Raw genomic sequence first — 17489 nt, forward strand, 5'->3', positions numbered from 1 at the left:
TATGCGAGGTCGCTGATGCACCCGTTCCGTAAAGCCGTCGAAGAGCGCGACGAGAAGGGCATCCAGGCGATGCTGGCCGACACCGTGGTCTTCACCAGCCCGGTGGCGTTCAAGCCCTACGTCGGCAAGCCGATCACCGCCGCCATTCTGCGCGGCGTGTTACGAATCTTCGAGAACTTCCACTACATCCGCGAGATCCACGACCCGAGCGGGCGCGACCACGCCTTCGTTTTCGAGACCGGGATAGCCGGGGCGCCGGGGGTGAAGATCACCGGCTGCGACTTCCTGCACTTCAACGACGACGGCCTGATCGACGACTTCATGGTGATGGTGCGGCCCCTGTCGGGCGCGACGGCGCTGTCCGAGGCGATGGGTGCCCAGTTTGATCGCATCCAACAGGAGGCGCTCGAATTGGCCAATCAATCCGGTACCGCGTAGAAGTAATGACCATGCGGATTGGACTGGGCATCAATTATGCGGGCGGGTTCAAGGACGTGGCCGCCGAAGTGGCCGACCTCGAGCGCGCCGGACTGGACATTGTCTTTGTCCCCGAGGCGTATTCGTTCGACGCGGTGAGCGCGCTGGGCTACCTGGCCGCGAGCACCGACCGCGTCGGCTTGGCCTCGGGCATCCTACAGCTGTACACGCGGACACCCACCCTGACCGCGATGACCGCGGCCGGCCTGGACTACGTCTCCGACGGCCGGTTCACCCTCGGCCTGGGCGCCTCCGGCCCACAGGTCATCGAGGGCTTCCACGGTGTTCCCTACGATGCCCCGATCGGCCGCACCCGCGAGGTCATCGACATCTGCCGCCAGGTGTGGCGGCGCGAGACCGTGCAACACCAGGGCAAGCACTACACGATCCCGCTGCCCGCCGACCAGGGCACCGGACTCGGCAAACCGCTCAAGTTGATCAATAAGCCTGTCCGCGAGCGCATTCCGATACTGGTGGCCGCGCTGGGGCCCAAGAATGTCGAAATGGCGGCCGAGATCGCCGAGGGCTGGCAGCCGATCTTCTATCTGCCCGAAAAGGCGCAGGACGTGTGGGGGGATGCTCTGGCCGCCGGCCGGGCCAAGCGCGATCCCGAGCTGGGTGAGCTCGACATCTATGCCGGCCCCGTGCTGGCCATCGGTGAAAATGTCGAGCCACTAAGGGAATTCGTCAAACCGCACCTGGCTCTTTATATCGGTGGGATGGGTGCCAAGGGCAAGAATTTCTACCACGCCCTGGCGACGAAATACGGCTACGGCCCCGAAGCCGACCGGATTCAAGAGCTGTACCTGGCCGGTGACAAAGACGGCGCCGCCAAGGTTGTGCCCGACGATCTCGTGCGAGACGTGAACCTGATCGGTACCCGCGAATTCGTCAAGGAGCGCCTGGCGGCGTTCCGCGAGGCGGGGGTGACCACCCTCAACGTGGCGCCCATCGCCTCCACGACGGCTGAGCGGATCAAGCTGATCGAGACGCTGCGCCAATTGGTTTGATCGCCACCGCTGAGGCGCCCGATCAGTCCCGCCGGTGACTATCCCGTCGTAACCGCACCGCTCTGGCGAACGCCGCCACCGTGGCCAGCAGCGCCATCACCGACAGGATCACCACCGAGGCCGCGGACCCGACGGTGGCCAGGACCAGCGGCAGCGCGAAGCCGACGTACGTGACGACGTAGAACACCCCGGTCAGCGCGCCGCGCAGGTGCGGCGGCGCGGCGGCCTCCAGGTCGATCAATCCTTCTCGCAGGCACAGTCCCGACGCGCAGCCGAGGACAAGCAATAGCGGCAGGCCCAGCGCCGGGGTCAGAGCCGGCAGCGCGATCGCGGCGGTCGCGTAGCCGAGCGCGGCCAGCACCGCACCCGCCGTCCCGGCCTGCGGGCCCCACCGCAACGCGCGGGCCAGTATTTGAACGACACCGCTGACACCGTTGACGATCAGGGTGGCCGTGCCGGCCGCGATCGGAGCCGCGAGCCCAGTGTGTAACCGGGTGGGTATGGTGACGAATCCCAGTGTCGCCGAGGCGTATACCCACGGCGCGAGCGGCATGGCCCAACTCAGTGCCCGGCTGAAACCGGTCACCGCCGGTGCCGCTCGTTCCGAGTCGTAGTGCGTCGCCGTCCCGGTCACGTCGGTGCGCCGAGCCGCGCCGGCGACGGCCAACGTTGCCAGCACGACAATGGCGGCGGCGACACCGAACGACACCCGGATTCCGGATCGTCCGGCTAACACGATGATTCCTCCGGCGAAGGGCCCGAGGGCGAAGCCGGCGGTCAGCACCGCTCCGGCGGTCGCGGCGCCCGCGGGGCCTCTCAGATCCGAGGCCCACACGGTGCACGAGCTGATGGCCAGGCCCACACCGATCCCGACGACCAGGCGTCCCAGCAGCAGAGCGCCCGTGTGCTGGGACAGCAGCATCACCGCCGTCCCCGACAGGGCTGCCGAGGAACCCGCCAGCGCCACCGACCGGCGTCCGAGCGCGTCCGACGCGCGTCCGCCGACGAGCAACCCCGGCAGCAGCCCCAGCGCGTAAATGCCGAAGATTCCGTCGAGCGTGGCCGTGCTGAGGTGCTCGGTTTCGCTGATCACCGGCATCAACCCGACGAAGTGGTTGGCCACCCACCCGGTGGCCAACAGCAGCGCCAATACGCTGACGAACAGCGGCTGCGTCCCCGCCGGATCACGTGTCGACCGGGCGCTGTCGGTGCGCACATTCGACGAGGTCACGGATCCCCTCCCCTCCCAAACCCAACGTGCGTACGAGGCCGACCGACGATGATAGAACGCGACGTCACCTGGCCAGTTATTCCCGCTCGACGCGATCACACCGCTTTAGGCACCCCGATGTCACCTGAATTTCAGCGTTCAACGCGCGCCTGCAAACATGGCGGGCCCCGGTTCGGATGTCACTTCGGGGTTTGAAATCAGGCGATTTGGTGTATTGATACCACTACTCGCACCCAGGAAGGCAAATGATGAAGTACATTGCGGCAGCCACGATCGCGGTCTCCGTCTTGCTGTCTAGCGCGTGTTCGGCCTCACAGGTCATCAACACCGGTGGCGACACGAAATGCAAGGATTTCACCACGCAGGACGAAAAGAAGCAGAACGACGAAGTCAGCAAGATGCTGAAAGACAAGAGCGGCACCGACCCGACCAATGTGGAGATCTCCGCAACGCGGCTCTCGGCGATGACCTACTGCCAGACGCTCGGCAAGCCCGACACCAAGATCTCCGAGGCACCGCACGGCTGACCGCAGCCGGGGCGCGCAGCCGGTTCCCGATCGGGAGCCGGGCCGGACGTAATCACCAACGGCACAGCCGAAATTCGCGGCGAGCGACGTGAGGGTGGCCACTACTGCGCGACCCATCGGCGCGTTCTACCCGGTCTATACCACGACGGCATCGGCGCTTGCCCGTACCGACCCACACCTGCTGGAGGTCGGACGAGCCTACGGGCGGCACCGACGTGATGCTGCTGGCCATCGTGCTGTTGGCCGGCTTGGGCAAGCTCACCGACGGGGCCTTGGGTGCCGTGGAGACCTTGATCGTGCGGAGACGCGGGTAGTCCGCGCCAGCAGGCAAGCGGCGGTGAGCAACTGCCACCCGGTGATCGTGTACACACTGCCGCGTTCCCATGCGCCGTCGGGAAGCAGGTACGTGGTCGCCGTCACCGATTTCATCATCAACATGGCCAAGCAGAACAGGCCAAGGGCCGCAATCGCTTTGGATATCCGGCGATACCGGCGCCAGGCGGCAAGCGGCCCGATGACACCGGATCCCAGCAAGATCGCGGCGTTGCCCCCGACGAGCGCTAGCAGGGCGCCGATGATGTGCACCGTGCCGCTGTGCACCGATCCGATCACGATGTTACCGACAGCGTTCGTGGCGACGCTACCCAAAAACATTCGGGTCCTACGGTTGTCGGGAACCCCCACCATCAGCGATGCCCCGAGCAAGAACAGGATGCCCTGCAGGTAGAACGCCGCATGCATCAAGTACGCGCGGGGCGAGTAGATCGGATGGCCGTGCGCCAGCGTGCCGTTCGGCAGACCGAGATCGCTGATGTAGTTGCGTGCGTAGCTGTAGGCCGGCTCGTAGGCCGCGGCGGCGATCGCCTCCAAAACCAGGTAACCCACAGCGGCCACGACCCACAGGGCTGCTCCTCGCGCGCCGGCCGAATTGTGTCGCTCCATTTTGGTGGCCATGCTTTCATGCGAGGCCGGGTTACCCGCACAATAGCGCGATGCGTGCAGTGCGGGAGATCCGGAGAATCGCGGCGGGTGTTCGTCGATGCCTGCTGACCGCCACGCTGCTGGTTGCGCTCGTGGGATGCGGCGGGCCGGCACACAACCGCGGTGCGCCGTCGTCGGGCGGTGTGTTCGCGGGTCCGATCCAGATCGGCAACGGCCGGCACCTGTATCTCGAATGCCACGGAAAGGGAGGGCCCACAGTCGTTTTGGAGTCCGGCTACCACAACTCTTCGGATCCGTGGAGCCACTCCGATGCCGCCGCGCCGGCAACGGGCCCGGCCGTGCTGCCGGCTTTGGCCGCCGACCACCGCGTCTGTGCCTACGACCGGCCCGGCACCCTGCGCTATCCCGATCCGCCCAGCATCACCGACCGCAGTTCGCCGGTCGCGATGCCTCGCACCGCGCAGGACGTTGTCCAGGATTTGCATGCGTTACTCGCCGCCGCCCACCTTCCGGGCCCGTACGTCCTGGTCGGGCACTCGCTGGGCGGGCTGTTCATCCGGCTGTATGCGCAGACCTACCCCGACCAGGTGCGGGCGCTGGCGTTCGTGGATGCCTTTCCGGTCGAGATACCGGCCCTGCTGGGCGCGGACTGGCCGACCTATCGCCAGGCGTTGGACCAGCCGCTGCCCCAGTTTGCGAACTCACCTGGGTTCGAGGAGATCGACATCGAGAAGAGTGTCGACCAGGTCGGCGCGGCCCCGGCGTTCCCGGCCGTTCCCGCGGTCGTGCTGACCAGGACCGAACCGTTCGCGATCCCCGGCACCGTCTCACCCGAGCAGGGCGCCAAGCTGGAGCAGGCGTGGCGCGAGGCATCGGCGGATCTGATCGCGCTGCGGCCGCAGACACCGCACCTGATCGCGACCGGCAGCGACCACTTCATCCAGATCCACCAGCCCGATCTGGTGGCGGCAGGCGTGCGTCTGGCGATGCAGCGGTCGGAGCCGAACCGCTGACCCGGCTAGAAGAAGGTCCCGGCATGCGGCGCTTCGGGCACTGCGAACAGTTGATCGGCCACGTCGAGTGCGACCGGATCGTCAGCCCGGGCCAGACCGGCGGCGGCGAGACTGCGCCAGCGTGTGCCACCGAGCAGCGCGGCACCCAGCCCCTCGATCCCGACGTGGACGTCGGCGCGGCGGGTCGTCGGTTCGGCGCCGTCGCCGGTGATCGTGAAGCTCGCTGAATTGCTCGGCAGCACTGGGTCGTTCACCGCGATGGTGACGGCCCCGCCGCCGACGTAGGAGCGCGCCGCCAGCGCACGCCGGGCATCGATGACCCGCAGCCAGGTTTCGTCGTGCACCGCGGTGACCTTCGCCGCCCGGCGATCGACGAACAGCCAGGGCAGCGCGTCGTCGACGGGTAGCATCCAAAACATCACTCGGTGAACGAGATCCAGGCCGAGCAGGAATCGCAGCAACCCGAGATAGGCGTCGGCGGTGGGCGCGAAGAAATCCTCGACCACGATGGTGCGCTGATCGCTGACGAACCAATTCTCGGTGTCGACGGGCCGGTACCGGGCGAACCCCGATTCGGCGCCCGGTTCGCCATGAACGGCGACATACCAAGCCCCCGGAAAGGATTCGGTGCGACGCCGTGCGCTCCCCCACCACGTCCGCGGGCGGTCGATGGTTCCGGGACGGGACGGACGGTTGGTGTCATAGACGCGGGGCAAGGTCTCCCAGACCTCGGCGGCATCGAGCAATCGCACCGGACCACCCGACCCGACCTCGGGGCGAAACGCTGCGCGCGGGCTCGTAATCTCCACGCTCTGGAAGGAACTCGCCACCCCGTAGCCGTATCGCTCATAAATGGTGGCCTCCGATGCCCGCAACGACGCGACCACCTCACCGCGCCCGGCGATGTCGTGCAGCTGGTGCCGGATCAGCTCGGTGGCGACGCCCCTTCGGGTGTACGACGGCAGCACCCCGATGTGAGTCACGGCGGCGTGGCTGACGGCGGCTCCGCCGGGAAGGGTCAGGGTGCTCGTCACGGCGTCCGCGGTGCCGGCGAGTACTCCGTCGATGAATGCGCCGATGGTGCGCCCGGGGTCGAGCAGCTTGGTGATCTGGTCGGGCGGCAGGTTCGAGATGGGCGGCAGGCCCACCATCGCGGTGCGAAACAATCTCGCCGCGGCGACGAGGTCGTCCTCGGTGTCGAGAACCCGGATCTCGGTGGTCATCCGGCCATCATGTCGCGCTCGCACACGGCATCACCCGATGGGTGTGATGCCCGCGTTGGACATCGTGAACCCACGGCCCGAGGGCACGGTGCAGGTGACGCCGTCGGCCTTGGACGCACAGCTGAACGGACCGACTGCGGCGGTCTGGCCGTAGGCAAGCACCGGCGTGCCGATTCCCGCGTTGCCGAGACACGAGACACCCGCGCAGTTCGTGACCGCGCCGGTCGTGGACAGGCGCACGGATGCGGGCGGCTCGTTGGTCTGGCAATAGGCCTCGTCGGGGATGCCCGGATCCCGCTGGTAGTCGACCTCGCAACTGATGTTGCGCGACGGCGACAGAAAGGCACACACCGACGCCGTGCAGACCGGGTTGTCCGCGATCGCCCGGGGCGCCCCCACCCAGCAGCCGACGACGACTCCGAGTGTCGCGATGACCGCACGCTTCACGTCAGCCCCTAACGGATGGTGTGCCGCAGAAGCTATCAGACGCCAGGGACTTGTACGCCCACTAACGGATGGGAAGGCCGGTCACCGCCCGCGAAATCACCAACCGCTGGATCTCGCTGGTGCCCTCGAAGATCGTGAAGATCTTTGCGTCACGGTGCATGCGTTCCACCGGGTAGTCGCGGGTGTAGCCGTTGCCGCCCAAGATCTGGATGGCCTCGTCGGTGACGTAGACCGCGGCCTCGCTCGCGACCAGCTTGGCCATCGAACCCTCGGCCGAGTCGAAGTTCTGGTTGTTGCGCGCCATCCAGCCGGCCCGCCACACCAGCAGGCGGGCCGCGTCGATGCGGCTCTTCATATCCGCGAGCTTGAACGCCACGGCCTGAAACTCACCGATCTTGCGGCCGAATTGCTCACGCTGGCAGGCATATTCGAGCGCATACTCGTAGGCGGCCCGTGCGACGCCGACGGCCATCGCTCCGACCGTGGGCCGGGTGCGCTCGAAGGTCTTCATCGCCGCCTGGCCACCCGTGGAGGCACCGGACTTGACCCGGGCGATCCGCGCCTCGAATTTCTCCCGGCCGCCGAGGATGGCGTCCTCGGGCAGGCGGACGTTGTCGAGGACCACCTCGGCGGTGTGCGATGCGCGGATCCCGTGCTTCTTGAACTTCTGGCCTTGCGCCAAACCTTTGGTGTCCGGTCCGATTACGAAGCTGGCCTGGCCGCGGGTACCGAGCTCGGGATAGACCGAGGCCACCACGATGTGCACGTTGGCGATGCCACCGTTGGTGGCCCAGGTCTTGGTGCCGTTGAGCACCCACTCACCGGCCGCCTCGTCGTAGCGCGCCCGGGTGCGGATGCCGCCGACGTCAGAACCCGCGTCCGGCTCCGACGAGCAGAAGGCACCCAGCTTGGGTTCGTCCGGCGTACCGAACATCTCGGGAAGCCAGCGTCCCAGTTGTTCGGGAGTCCCGTTGCCCGCCAACGCCGCCGCGGCCAGGCCGGTGCCCATGATGGACAGCGCGATGCCGGCGTCACCCCAGAACATCTCCTCGAACGCGGTCAGCATTCCCAGACCGGTCTCTTCGGCGGCCTGCTGCGCGAAGAAGTCGGGGGAATAGAGCCCCACCTTCGCGGCTTCCTGGATCACCGGCCACGGGGTTTCCTCCCGTTCGTCCCATTCGGCCGCGGCCGGACGGATGATGTCGGCCGCGAACTTGTGCACCCAGTCGCGCACCTCGATCACGTCGTCGGACAGTTGCATGGAGAATGTCACAGCTCTGCTCCTGAAATAGGTTGCTAATCAACGGTTTCTGTAGTGGTCGAGGACGCTGACCGTCTGGTTCACCCACGCCTCAAAGTACCGTTCTTCATCGGTGTTGCCGGGCAGGCGACCGGTCAGCGCCTGCAGAGTCGCCGCGTAGGACAGCGACCCGATCGCGACGGCCGCCGCTGCTTCGGGATCGGGAATGCTGGTGCGGCCGGACCGATTCGACGCGGCAAGCTCGTCGGCGAAGCGTTGGTAGGCGTTGTCGGTGATCACCTGCCACGTCTTCTCGTCGAGATCGCCGAGCTCGTCGGGTTCGCGCAACATGACCTTGAGCAGATCCTCGCTCTGTTTGAGGTTGCTCCAGATCAGCTGGCCGGCGATGCGCACCGCCCGCTCAACGCTGCCCGGTTGCCCCGCGTCGTATTGCTCTCGCGCGGCCACGATGCTGTCGATCCGGTGCGCGACCGCCGCCTCGAGTAGCTCGCGCTTGGAGCCGAAGTGCTTGTAGAGCGCGCCCGAGCCGGGCGCCAGCCCGGACTCGCGCTGGATGTCGGCCACTGACGTCGCCGCGTAGCCCTTCGCGGCGAAGAGCCGCAGGGCTGCGGAGAGCAGCCGGTCGCGTCCGGAGGCGAGCATGGTGAGAGAGTACTCACTCACCCTGGTCGAGCCCAAATCGGCCCGGTTTTGGCACGTGAGGGAGGAGATGGCGAAGCGGCTAGCGTTAAATTCTTGCGAAACGCCACTGCGCTTGATCGCGCCGGACCGGTACTGCTGTGAGGGTTGTACTCAGGTTGGTTGATAAGGACCGGCGATCGTCTGAAGGAGCCTGACATTCGCGTCCTACCGCATGTACAGCTGCCGATGCGGGTGCTGTCGCTGCGCACCATCGTCATCGTCGCCGCCATTTCGGTGATGACCCTCGTCGTTCTGCTGGGCACCTGGGTATGGGTGGGCGTCACCAACGATCAGTACAACCAGCTCGACCGCCGGCTCGATTCGGTCAGCAGCCTGGGCGACATCAGCAGCCTGCTCAACAACGCGGAGCACACGAACCCGGACCGCCCCGCGCCGGACGGCAACCTGGTGCGCACCGCGCGCATCGGCGGGGCCACCGTGTCGGTGCCCAGCAGCATCGTGGTGCCCCAGCTGCCCGACGGCTATGCCAACACCACCATCAACGGGGTGCAGTACCGCGTCCGGACCTTCACCGCGGGCCCCGCCTCGATAGCGCTGGCCGCGCCGCTGGCCGAGGCGCAGCATCGGATCAACGAGTTGCACCTGCGGGTGTTACTGATCTGCGCCAGCGTGATCGGGGGCACCGTCGTGGTGGGCTGGGTGATCTCGCTGATCATGGTCAATCCGTTCCTCTTGTTGGCGCAGCAGGCCCGGGCGATCAACGCGCAGTCCAGTCCCGACGAGGTCCAGGTGCGCGGCGTGCGTGAGGCAGTGGAGATCGCCGAAGCGGTCGAGGGAATGCTGGCCCGCATCGGCAAGGAGCAGCAGCGCACCAAGGCCGCATTGGAATCTGCCCGCGACTTCGCCGCGGTCGCCTCCCACGAACTGCGCACGCCGCTGACCGCGATGCGCACCAACCTGGAGGTGCTGTCCACCTTGGACCTGCCGCCAGAGCAGCGCCACGAGGTCATCGGTGACGTCATCCGCACCCAGAGCCGCATCGAGGCCACCCTGACCGCGCTGGAGCGGCTGGCCCAGGGCGAGCTGACCACCGTCGACGACTTCGTTCCGTTCGACATCACCGAGCTACTGGATCGTGCCGCTCACGACGCGCTGCGCATCTACCCCGACGTGGAGGTGTCGCTGGTGCCCTCGCCGACGGTGCTGATGATCGGGCTGCCGACGGGCCTGCGGCTGGTGATCGACAACGCCATCGCCAATGCCGTCAAGCACGGCAACGCCGGGAAAATCCTGCTGACCGTCGGCAGCTCTGGTGAGGGCGTGGAGATCGCGATCGACGACGATGGCACCGGAGTCCCGGAATCCGAACGCGCCACCGTCTTCGAACGCTTCGCCCGCGGTTCGACGGCCTCGCGGTCGGGATCGGGACTGGGCCTGGCGCTGGTCGCCCAGCAGGCCGAATTGCACGGCGGCACAGCGGCATTGGAGACCAGCCCGCTCGGCGGCACCCGACTGCTGCTGCGGCTGGCCGGCGACGGGCGCGGTCCGGCGTAGGGGGCGCCGGCCCACCGCCGTGCGCTCCACGCGCTAGATATCGGACAATGAGCAATGCTCGGCCACCTCGGCATCAACGTGCCTGTTTTGTCAGCCGCAAAACGGTATTACGACGCGCTGATGCCCCTTGTCGACTTTGAGCCGTTCTTTCACGCCGACGACGAGTTCTCCTATAGGCCTGCCGAAAACAAGCCGGGCACCTACTTGTTCTTCTATCCGGCGGTCGAGCCGCATCAGTACTCGTCGCGGCAAGCCGGGCTACAGCACCTGGCATTCATTGTGCGGAGCCGGTCGTCGGTGCGTGCGGTGCACGATCATGTCGTCCGGATCGGAGGCACCGTCATCCACCCACCGCGCCATTTCCCGCAATATCCCGGCCATTATTACGCCACTTTTTGGTACGACCCATTCGGCATCAAACTCGAAGCCGTATGCCATCACGACCGCGATAGATAACGCCATGTTGCGACGCACGCAAGGTAACCGCGGTGCATTTGTGACTGCCGAGTCTTGAGTGGCGATAGAGGTTTATAAATGACACCTTCTGGGAATCCATTGCTTTCGCGTTGGGGCCAGCGCTACTTAACTGAATTCCGGGACCCTGTGCCCGGCCAAACGGTGTGAATACAAGATCAACGAAACCGCATTACACTAAGGCCCCAAGCACCTGGATTTGGGTGGAGCGCTCGGAGGGCAATCATGGGTTTTGTTACGTCTGTGCAGTCGGAGGCGGTTCTGGCGTCGTCGGGCGCCGAGTCGGCGATCAGCGCGGAGACCGAGGCGGCGGCTTCGGCGGCCGCGCCCGTCCTGCTGGGAGTTCTGCCGATGGGCGGCGACCCCGATTCGGCGATGTTCGCGGCGGCACTCAACGCCTGCGGTGGAAGCTACCTGGGCGTAGTGTCCGAGCACGCCGCCCAGCGCGGCCTGTTCGCCGGCGCGCAGAGCATCGCGTCGAGCACGTATGTCGTTACGGAGCTGATGCGCAGCTTGACGATGGCAATCGGGGCTTAGGACCTAGCGACGTAAAGAGGGGGAAGTACGCATGGCCGATCCGGGGTGGGCTGCGCGTACGCCTGAGGAAAACGACCTGCTGCTCAAGGCGGGGGCCGGCGTCATCACGCACTTGGCGAACCAGGCCGCCTGGACCGCGTTGGCGGCCACCCATCACGGCTCCAGCATCGCGTCAACGATCAACACCGTCGCGACGTCGGCGAGCTGGGTGGGCTCGGGGTCGTTGGCCTCGGCGGCAAACGCGACCGCGCTGAACGCTTCCCTGCACGGGCTGGCCGGCTGGGTCGACGTCAAGCCGGCGGTGGTGTCGACCGCGGTCTCGGCGTATCAGATGGCTTACGGCTCAATGCGTCCCGCGCCCGAGTGCATCGGGAACCGCACCGAGACCGCCGCCGATTACGGCATCAACCCGCTGGTCCTCGGCGCACTGACGCCGCGCATCACGTCGCTTGAGCTCGAGTACTTCGGGTCGATGTGGCCGAACAACTCGGCGGTCGGGGCCAGCTACGGAACGATCCTGACGGCCCTGTCGCAAAGCCTGACCATCCCACCGCCGATCGCGACCATGGGTGCGTCGCCGGCCGCGCCCGCGCAGGCGGCAGCCGCGATCGGCGAGTCGGCGGCGGACGAAGGGGCCGGCGACGGCATGCGTGCCGCCATGCAGGGCGCGCAGACGGGGACCCAAGGAGTCGGGCAGGCGGCCTCGGGAGGCCAGGACTTCATGAGTCAGGCCGGCTCATTGATGCAGCCCGCACAGCAACTGATGGGGGCGGTCCCGCAGGTGATGCAGGCCCCGATGCAGATGATGCAGGCTCCGATGCAGATGATGCAGCCGTTGATGGGCATGTTCGCCAATCCCGGCGCTATGGGGATGGGCGGCGCGACGCCGGCCGTCTCGGCGGTCTCGGCCACCACCGGGCTTTCCGCAGCGGAGGCCGGAGCGGGCGGGGGCGCATCGCTGGGCGGCGCGGGCATGCCCGCAACCAGTTTCACCCGTCCGGTCAGCGCCTTCGAGCCAGCCACCAGTGGCCGGCCGGTGGGGCTGCGGCCGGCCGGGGCATTAGGCGCCGAGGCCATGCGACCGCAGACCACGACGATGGGTGGTGCCCCGATGGGCGGAATGCCCGTGGGGCACGGGGCGGGAGGCGACCGCGGCTCCCGTGACAAAGCCGACCAGCCCGCGACCGTGCGGGTCGTCGACGCCCGAGTGTGACGTCAACCCCCTGGTGAAAGGTGAATCGACAGGTCCAAATAGCCGCCATACACTTCGCTTCATGCCCTCACGGGGGGCGGCCCACCGGAGAAGGAGAATTCCGTGACAATCAAAGTAACACCGCAAATGCTTCGCGACGCTTCCAACGCTATCCAGGCAAACATGGAGCACGCGATCGGGATTGGCCAGGGATACGTCGCGAACCAGGAAAACGTGATGAATCCGTCCACCTGGTCTGGCTCGGCTGTGACCGCCTCGCACGCGACGGCGATCGAGGTCCAAAACGACTTGAACAAAGTCTTGACCGGCGGTACACGGCTTGCCGAAGGCCTTACGAAGGCGGCGGCCCTGATGGAAGGCCACGAGGCGGATTCTTCGCACGCGTTCAGCGCGCTATTCGGCGGCCACGGCTCTTAACCACCACTCACTCGCAATTCCATTAATGGTCTTTTGAAAGGAACTTCACAATGTCCGACCCGATCACTTATAACCCGGGGGCCGTAGCCGACTTCGCCACCGACGTCGCCTCCCGCGCCGGCCAGTTGCAGTCGATTTTCGACGACACTTCCAACCGCACGCACGCCCTGCAGGAATTCTTCGCCGGCCACGGCGCATCGGGCTTCTTCGAGGCGCAGGCGCAGATGCTGTCCGGGCTGCAAGGTCTCATCGACACCATCCGCCAGCACGGGGTGACCACCTCCCACGTGCTGGACAACGCGCTCAGTACGGACCAGCACATCGCCGGTCTGTTCTGAGTCCGCTCAACCACACCAAGACAAGCGAGGGTGGGGCAGATGCGCCCAGCGTATGTGCCCCACCTTTGGTCTCCTATCCACCGGTCGGGGTGTTCACACCGAGTGAGGTCGAGGCGACATGCTGACAACGACGGTCGATGGCTTATGGGTGTTGCAGGCGGTCACCGGGGTGGAGCAAACCTGCCCTGAGCTGGGACTGCGGCCGATGCTGCCACGACTGGACACCCCGGAGCGCGCGAGGAGCCACCCCGCGGCCGCCGAGTTGGTGGCCGCCGGTGCGCTCGATGAGGCCGGCAACGTCGACCCGATGATCCGTGAGTGGCTGACGGTCCTGTTACGGCGAGACCTGGGGCTGCTGGTGATGATCGGGGTGCCGGGCCGCGAGCCGACGCGCGCATCGATCTGCCGTTTCGCGACGTGGTGGGTGGTGTTGGAGCGTCACGGCGACATGGTGCGGTTGTATCCCGCGGGCACGGCCGGCAACGAGGCGTCGGCCAGTGACCTCCTGGTCGGTCAGATCGAGCGGCTGTGCGGCGTGGCCGAGGCGGCGCCGCTGAAGCCGGTCACGCTCGACACCGAGCAGTTGCTGAACTCGGTGCGCGACACCGCCAGCCTGCGCTCGTTCCTGCTCGAACAGCGCCTCGACGCCGACCAGCTGCAGATGGTCCTGACGGCCGCCGACCCCGCGCGGTCCGCGCACGCGAACATCGTCGGGCTGCAGGCCGGTGTCGGGCCGGACGAATTAGCCCGGATCGCCGTCGGTGATTCGACGGTGTCCATCGTCGACACCCCCGCCGGCCGGATCTGCATCGAGAGCGTCACCTCGGGGCAGCGCCAGTACCAGATTCTCTCGCCCGGCTCGCGCACGGACATCGGCGGAGCGATTCAACGGCTCATCCGCCGGCTGCCCGCCGGCGACGAGTGGCACTCGTATCGGCGAGTGGTGTGAGAGGTGTGCGCTCGGCTATCGAAAGCCAAACGCGCATGGTGCACCGGAAACCGAACCAAGGAAACTAACTAGATAACCAAAGTCTTGGAATAGCAACGCCTGTCGTACTTAAGGGATTTCTGAACGGGTAAACGCGGTATCGCCAACCGTGTTAGCATCTCGTCGTGACGAGCCCTTGGAATGACCCGAATATATCGGACGAAGGAGCGCTCAGACGGGGGGATCCGTCAGGGGTCAGCAACTTCCCGGATTCGGTATCCGACACGATGCGTATTACCGATCTGGCTGCGCCGCGAAAAATTCCACCGGGGTCGGGATGGCGGAAATTCATTTACTCCATCTCGTTTCACAAAATAAATCTCGGTGAGTCGCCCCGTGAACGGCACTACCGGGATTTGCAGAATCGCATCCGCCGGCATATTCGGCGGCAATACGTCATCACGGTCGTCTCCGGCAAGGGCGGCGTTGGCGTCACGACGCTCGCCGCCTGCCTCGGGGGTGTGTTCCGGGAATGCCGCCCGCAGAACGTGATTGCGATCGACGCCGTCCCGGGCTTCGGGACTCTCGCCGACCGAATCGACGAATCCCCGCCCGGGGACTACACCGCCATCATCAACGACACCGATGTCCAGGGCTACGCGGACATTCGAGAACATCTGGGCCAGAACGTCATCGGTCTTGACGTTCTGGCCGGAAACCGGACCTCCGACCAGCCCAGGCCGTTGGTGCCCGCGATGTTTTCCGGGGTGCTGTCGCGACTGCGGCGCACCCACACGGTGATGATCGTTGACACCTCTCCGGACCTCGAACACGAAGTGATGAAGCCGGTGCTGGAGAGCACCGACACCCTCGTGTTCGTCTCCGGCATCACCGCGGACCGGTCGCGACCCGTGCTGCGGGCGGTGGATTACCTGCGGTCGCAGGGTTACCACGAATTGGTCTCGCGCAGCACCGTGATCGTCAACCACACCGACCAGATCACCGACAAGGACGCGTTGGCTTACCTGACCGAGCGGTTCACCAAGGTCGGGGCGACGGTCGAAGTGCTGCCGTTTGATCCCCACCTCGCCAAAGGCGGCATCATCGATACAGTTCACGAGCTGAATAAGAAATCGCGATTGCGCCTCTTCGAAATCACCGCCGGGTTGGCGGACAAATATATTCCTGACGCCGAGCGGTCGCTGCCGTGACAGCGCCGCATAAGGTCGCCTTCCCGGCGCGTTGTGCGGTCAACATTTCTTACGAGAAGCACCTGTGTTCGCAGGTATTCCCCGCCGGAATTCCGATGGAGGGATTCTTCGAGGGAATGGTCGAGCTGTTCGATGCCGATTTGAAGCGCAAAGGCTTCGACGGCATCGCATTACCCGCCGGCAGCTACGAACTTCACAAGATCAACGGCGTTCGGCTCGATATCAATAAAAGCCTCGACGAGCTGGGCGTCCAGGACGGCGACACCCTGGTGCTGGTGCCCCGGGTCGACGGCGACTCGTTCGAACCGCAATACGAGTCGCTGTCCACGGGGTTGGCGGCCATGGGCAAGTGGCTGGGCCGCGACGGTGGCGATCGGATGTTTGCGCCGGTGACACCGTTGACGGCCGCGCACACCGCGGTCGCGGTGATCGCAATGGCCGTCGGGGTCGTGGTGGCCCTGACCCTGCGGGCGCGGACCTTCACCGACGGTCCCGTCCCGGCCGCGGTGTCGGGCGCCGTCGGCGCCCTGCTGCTGGTCGCGACGCTGGTGGTGCGGAGCGGATGGCGGGAGCGCCGCGACCTGTTCAGCGGGTTCGCCTGGCTGGCGGTGTTGTCGCTCGCCGCCGCCGGTGCCTGCGCGCCCCCCGGTGTGCTGGGTGCGGCCCATGGCCTCATCGGCGCCGTCGTAATGATCCTTGGCGCCATCGCCATCGGGGTGACCGCGCGAAACCGTTGGCAGACAGCGGTGGTCACCGCGGTGGTGACCGTCTGCGGGATCCTGGCCGCCGTCGCCGCCGTCCGCATGTTCCGGCCGGCCTCGGCCCAGGTGCTGGCGGTCTGCGTGTTGGTCGGATTGCTCTTCCTGGTCCGGATGGCCCCCCTGATCGCGTTGTGGGTGGCGCGGGTCAGACCGCCGCATTTCGGATCGATCACCGGTCGTGATTTGTTCGCGCGGCGCGAGGGGATGCCCATCGACACGGTGTCTCCGGTCAGCGAGGACGAATCCGAGGACGAGGACAACGAATTGACCGACATCACCGCCCGCGGCGCCGCGATCGCCGCCTCGGCGCGCTTGGTCAACGCGGTCCAGGTGGGCCTGTGCGTCGGGGTGGCGGTAGTGCTGCCCGCCGCGGTGTGGGGCGTGTTGACGCCGGGACGCCAGTGGGCGTGGTTGGCGCTGGTGGTCGCCGGGCTCGTGGTGGGTATCTTCCTCACCCAGGGACGGGGATTCGCCGCCAAATATCAGGCCATCGCGCTCGTATGTGGGGCATCGGCCGCGGTGTGCGCGGGAGTGGTCAAATACGCGGTCGCCGCGCCGAAAGACGCCATGACCGGGCTGATGTGGCCCGTGGTGGCGGTCGCGACCTTCGCCGGGCTGGGCTTGGCCGCGGCACTTTTGGTGCCGGCCATGAGGTTTCGGCCATTCATCCGGTTGACCGTGGAATGGGTGGAAGTGCTCGCGTTCATCGTCTTGTTGCCGGCGGCAGCGGCTTTGGGAGGGCTCTTCACGTGGATTCGCCACTGAAAAGGGCCGCGGCGGTGACCGCCGCCGTCGCTCTGGTCGCGTTATCAGCCAACATCCCTGCCGCACTTGCCATTACACCCCCCACGGTGGATCCGGGAATGGTGCCGCCGGACGGGCCGCCACGACCCGACCAGCCGATGCGCCGCGCCAACAGCTGCTCGACCCCGATCACCGTGCGCAACCCCGATGTCGCGCAGATGGCGCCGGGCTTCAACCTGCTGAACATCACGAAGGCGTGGCAATACAGCACCGGCAACGGCGTGCCGGTGGCGGTCATCGACACTGGGGTCTCGCCGAACCCGCGGCTACCGGTGGTGCCCGGTGGCGACTACATCATGGGCGAGGACGGCCTATCGGATTGCGATGCCCACGGCACGATCGTCGGCTCGATCATCGGCGCTGCGCCGCAAGGGATTCTGCCGATGCCGCGACCGATGCCGGCCACCCCGGCATTCCCCCCACCGGCCGGCCCGCCGCCGGTCGCCGCGGCGGCCCGGCCGGTGGGGGGAATGCCGGGG

General features: G+C 66.6%; 19 protein-coding genes and 2 pseudogenes. 15 read left to right on the top strand and 6 right to left on the bottom strand.

The window, feature by feature from the left end:
* The first annotated feature begins 15 nt into the window (after nucleotides 1-15).
* Nucleotides 16-438, top strand: a complete 423-nt coding sequence (locus B8W69_RS08185; RefSeq protein WP_085289334.1) for a nuclear transport factor 2 family protein — start codon at nucleotides 16-18, stop codon at nucleotides 436-438.
* A gap of 11 nt (nucleotides 439-449) precedes the next feature.
* Nucleotides 450-1487 carry an LLM class F420-dependent oxidoreductase gene (locus B8W69_RS08190; RefSeq protein ID WP_085289360.1) on the top strand — a complete coding sequence of 346 codons (1038 nt, stop codon included), beginning with the start codon at nucleotides 450-452 and terminating at the stop codon, nucleotides 1485-1487.
* Between the two features lie 22 nt (nucleotides 1488-1509).
* Here the strand turns inward: B8W69_RS08190 and B8W69_RS08195 are convergent, their stop codons facing one another.
* Nucleotides 1510-2718: an MFS transporter gene (locus tag B8W69_RS08195; RefSeq protein ID WP_085289335.1), complete on the bottom strand. Its 1209-nt coding sequence runs from the start codon at nucleotides 2716-2718 to the stop codon at nucleotides 1510-1512.
* Between the two features lie 245 nt (nucleotides 2719-2963).
* Between B8W69_RS08195 and B8W69_RS08200 the strand changes: the two genes are divergently transcribed.
* Together B8W69_RS08200 and B8W69_RS31270 are read left to right on the top strand one after the other, a co-directional pair.
* Nucleotides 2964-3245 carry a hypothetical protein gene (locus B8W69_RS08200; RefSeq protein WP_065029583.1) on the top strand — a complete coding sequence of 94 codons (282 nt, stop codon included), beginning with the start codon at nucleotides 2964-2966 and terminating at the stop codon, nucleotides 3243-3245.
* A gap of 115 nt (nucleotides 3246-3360) precedes the next feature.
* Nucleotides 3361-3559, top strand: a pseudogene (locus B8W69_RS31270) (ABC transporter permease); the annotation flags it as partial.
* On the opposite strand, the gene B8W69_RS08210 reads toward B8W69_RS31270, so the two are convergent.
* Nucleotides 3504-4199, bottom strand: coding sequence for a DUF998 domain-containing protein (locus B8W69_RS08210; protein WP_085289336.1), 696 nt, complete (start codon nucleotides 4197-4199; stop codon nucleotides 3504-3506). The pseudogene B8W69_RS31270 and the gene B8W69_RS08210 sit on opposite strands and share 56 nt — an antisense overlap.
* A 38-nt stretch (nucleotides 4200-4237) precedes the next feature.
* On the opposite strand from B8W69_RS08210, the gene B8W69_RS08215 reads away from it, so the two are divergent.
* Complete coding sequence (locus B8W69_RS08215; RefSeq protein ID WP_085289337.1) at nucleotides 4238-5200, top strand: alpha/beta fold hydrolase; 963 nt, start codon at nucleotides 4238-4240, stop codon at nucleotides 5198-5200.
* Nucleotides 5201-5205: 5 nt separating this feature from the next.
* Here B8W69_RS08215 and B8W69_RS08220 read toward each other — a convergent pair whose 3' ends face one another.
* The 4 genes from B8W69_RS08220 to B8W69_RS08235 form a co-directional block, all read right to left on the bottom strand.
* The gene (locus tag B8W69_RS08220) at nucleotides 5206-6423 is read right to left on the bottom strand and encodes a GNAT family N-acetyltransferase (protein WP_085289338.1); all 1218 of its coding nucleotides are present in this window, start codon (nucleotides 6421-6423) and stop codon (nucleotides 5206-5208) included.
* 30 nt (nucleotides 6424-6453) lie between these two features.
* A complete protein-coding gene (locus tag B8W69_RS08225; protein ID WP_085289339.1) occupies nucleotides 6454-6870 on the bottom strand; it encodes a hypothetical protein in 417 nt (138 codons plus the stop codon).
* A 61-nt stretch (nucleotides 6871-6931) separates the two neighbouring features.
* Nucleotides 6932-8143, bottom strand: a complete 1212-nt coding sequence (locus B8W69_RS08230; RefSeq protein WP_085289340.1) for an acyl-CoA dehydrogenase family protein — start codon at nucleotides 8141-8143, stop codon at nucleotides 6932-6934.
* A 27-nt stretch (nucleotides 8144-8170) separates the two neighbouring features.
* Entirely contained in the window at nucleotides 8171-8773 is a 603-nt protein-coding gene (locus B8W69_RS08235; RefSeq protein WP_085289341.1) for a TetR/AcrR family transcriptional regulator, read from the bottom strand.
* 225 nt (nucleotides 8774-8998) lie between these two features.
* Here B8W69_RS08235 and B8W69_RS08240 point away from each other — a divergent pair, with 225 nt between their 5' ends.
* The 10 genes and pseudogenes from B8W69_RS08240 to B8W69_RS08285 all read left to right on the top strand — a co-directional run.
* On the top strand, nucleotides 8999-10327 hold the full coding sequence (locus B8W69_RS08240; protein ID WP_085289342.1) for a sensor histidine kinase: 1329 nt from the start codon (nucleotides 8999-9001) through the stop codon (nucleotides 10325-10327).
* Between the two features lie 54 nt (nucleotides 10328-10381).
* Nucleotides 10382-10783, top strand: a complete 402-nt coding sequence (locus B8W69_RS08245) for a VOC family protein (RefSeq protein ID WP_085289343.1) — start codon at nucleotides 10382-10384, stop codon at nucleotides 10781-10783.
* Between the two features lie 243 nt (nucleotides 10784-11026).
* The gene (locus B8W69_RS08250; RefSeq protein ID WP_085289344.1) at nucleotides 11027-11338 is read left to right on the top strand and encodes a PE domain-containing protein; all 312 of its coding nucleotides are present in this window, start codon (nucleotides 11027-11029) and stop codon (nucleotides 11336-11338) included.
* Between the two features lie 31 nt (nucleotides 11339-11369).
* Nucleotides 11370-12551 carry a PPE family protein gene (locus tag B8W69_RS08255; RefSeq protein WP_085289345.1) on the top strand — a complete coding sequence of 394 codons (1182 nt, stop codon included), beginning with the start codon at nucleotides 11370-11372 and terminating at the stop codon, nucleotides 12549-12551.
* A 102-nt stretch (nucleotides 12552-12653) separates the two neighbouring features.
* On the top strand, nucleotides 12654-12968 hold the full coding sequence (locus tag B8W69_RS08260) for a WXG100 family type VII secretion target (RefSeq protein ID WP_040630553.1): 315 nt from the start codon (nucleotides 12654-12656) through the stop codon (nucleotides 12966-12968).
* Nucleotides 12969-13018: 50 nt separating this feature from the next.
* Entirely contained in the window at nucleotides 13019-13306 is a 288-nt protein-coding gene (locus B8W69_RS08265) for a WXG100 family type VII secretion target (RefSeq protein WP_007771836.1), read from the top strand.
* Between the two features lie 118 nt (nucleotides 13307-13424).
* Complete coding sequence (locus tag B8W69_RS08270) at nucleotides 13425-14255, top strand: ESX secretion-associated protein EspG (protein WP_085289346.1); 831 nt, start codon at nucleotides 13425-13427, stop codon at nucleotides 14253-14255.
* A 164-nt stretch (nucleotides 14256-14419) separates the two neighbouring features.
* The gene (locus B8W69_RS08275) at nucleotides 14420-15445 is read left to right on the top strand and encodes a MinD/ParA family ATP-binding protein (protein WP_110881865.1); all 1026 of its coding nucleotides are present in this window, start codon (nucleotides 14420-14422) and stop codon (nucleotides 15443-15445) included.
* Nucleotides 15442-16971, top strand: a complete 1530-nt coding sequence (gene eccD, locus B8W69_RS08280; protein ID WP_085289348.1) for a type VII secretion integral membrane protein EccD — start codon at nucleotides 15442-15444, stop codon at nucleotides 16969-16971. The genes B8W69_RS08275 and eccD overlap by 4 nt, the downstream gene beginning before the upstream one ends.
* Nucleotides 16956-17489: pseudogene (locus B8W69_RS08285) on the top strand (type VII secretion-associated serine protease); the annotation flags it as partial. The gene eccD and the pseudogene B8W69_RS08285, both read left to right, overlap by 16 nt.

Source organism: Mycolicibacterium vulneris (assembly GCF_002104765.1).
In the GTDB taxonomy this organism is placed as follows: Bacteria; Actinomycetota; Actinomycetes; order Mycobacteriales; family Mycobacteriaceae; genus Mycobacterium; species Mycobacterium vulneris.

Bases quoted from the DNA above. Each gene is read 5' to 3' on its own strand.
- B8W69_RS08185 (WP_085289334.1), top strand. From the start codon at position 16: ATGCACCCGTTCCGTAAAGCCGTCGAAGAGCGCGACGAGAAGGGCATC.
- B8W69_RS08190 (WP_085289360.1), top strand. From the start codon at position 450: ATGCGGATTGGACTGGGCATCAATTATGCGGGCGGGTTCAAGGACGTG.
- B8W69_RS08200 (WP_065029583.1), top strand. From the start codon at position 2,964: ATGATGAAGTACATTGCGGCAGCCACGATCGCGGTCTCCGTCTTGCTG.
- B8W69_RS08210 (WP_085289336.1), bottom strand. From the start codon at position 4,199: ATGGCCACCAAAATGGAGCGACACAATTCGGCCGGCGCGCGAGGAGCA.
- B8W69_RS08215 (WP_085289337.1), top strand. From the start codon at position 4,238: ATGCGTGCAGTGCGGGAGATCCGGAGAATCGCGGCGGGTGTTCGTCGA.
- B8W69_RS08220 (WP_085289338.1), bottom strand. From the start codon at position 6,423: ATGACCACCGAGATCCGGGTTCTCGACACCGAGGACGACCTCGTCGCC.
- B8W69_RS08235 (WP_085289341.1), bottom strand. From the start codon at position 8,773: ATGCTCGCCTCCGGACGCGACCGGCTGCTCTCCGCAGCCCTGCGGCTC.
- B8W69_RS08240 (WP_085289342.1), top strand. From the start codon at position 8,999: ATGCGGGTGCTGTCGCTGCGCACCATCGTCATCGTCGCCGCCATTTCG.
- B8W69_RS08245 (WP_085289343.1), top strand. From the start codon at position 10,382: ATGCTCGGCCACCTCGGCATCAACGTGCCTGTTTTGTCAGCCGCAAAA.
- B8W69_RS08250 (WP_085289344.1), top strand. From the start codon at position 11,027: ATGGGTTTTGTTACGTCTGTGCAGTCGGAGGCGGTTCTGGCGTCGTCG.
- B8W69_RS08255 (WP_085289345.1), top strand. From the start codon at position 11,370: ATGGCCGATCCGGGGTGGGCTGCGCGTACGCCTGAGGAAAACGACCTG.
- B8W69_RS08265 (WP_007771836.1), top strand. From the start codon at position 13,019: ATGTCCGACCCGATCACTTATAACCCGGGGGCCGTAGCCGACTTCGCC.
- B8W69_RS08270 (WP_085289346.1), top strand. From the start codon at position 13,425: ATGCTGACAACGACGGTCGATGGCTTATGGGTGTTGCAGGCGGTCACC.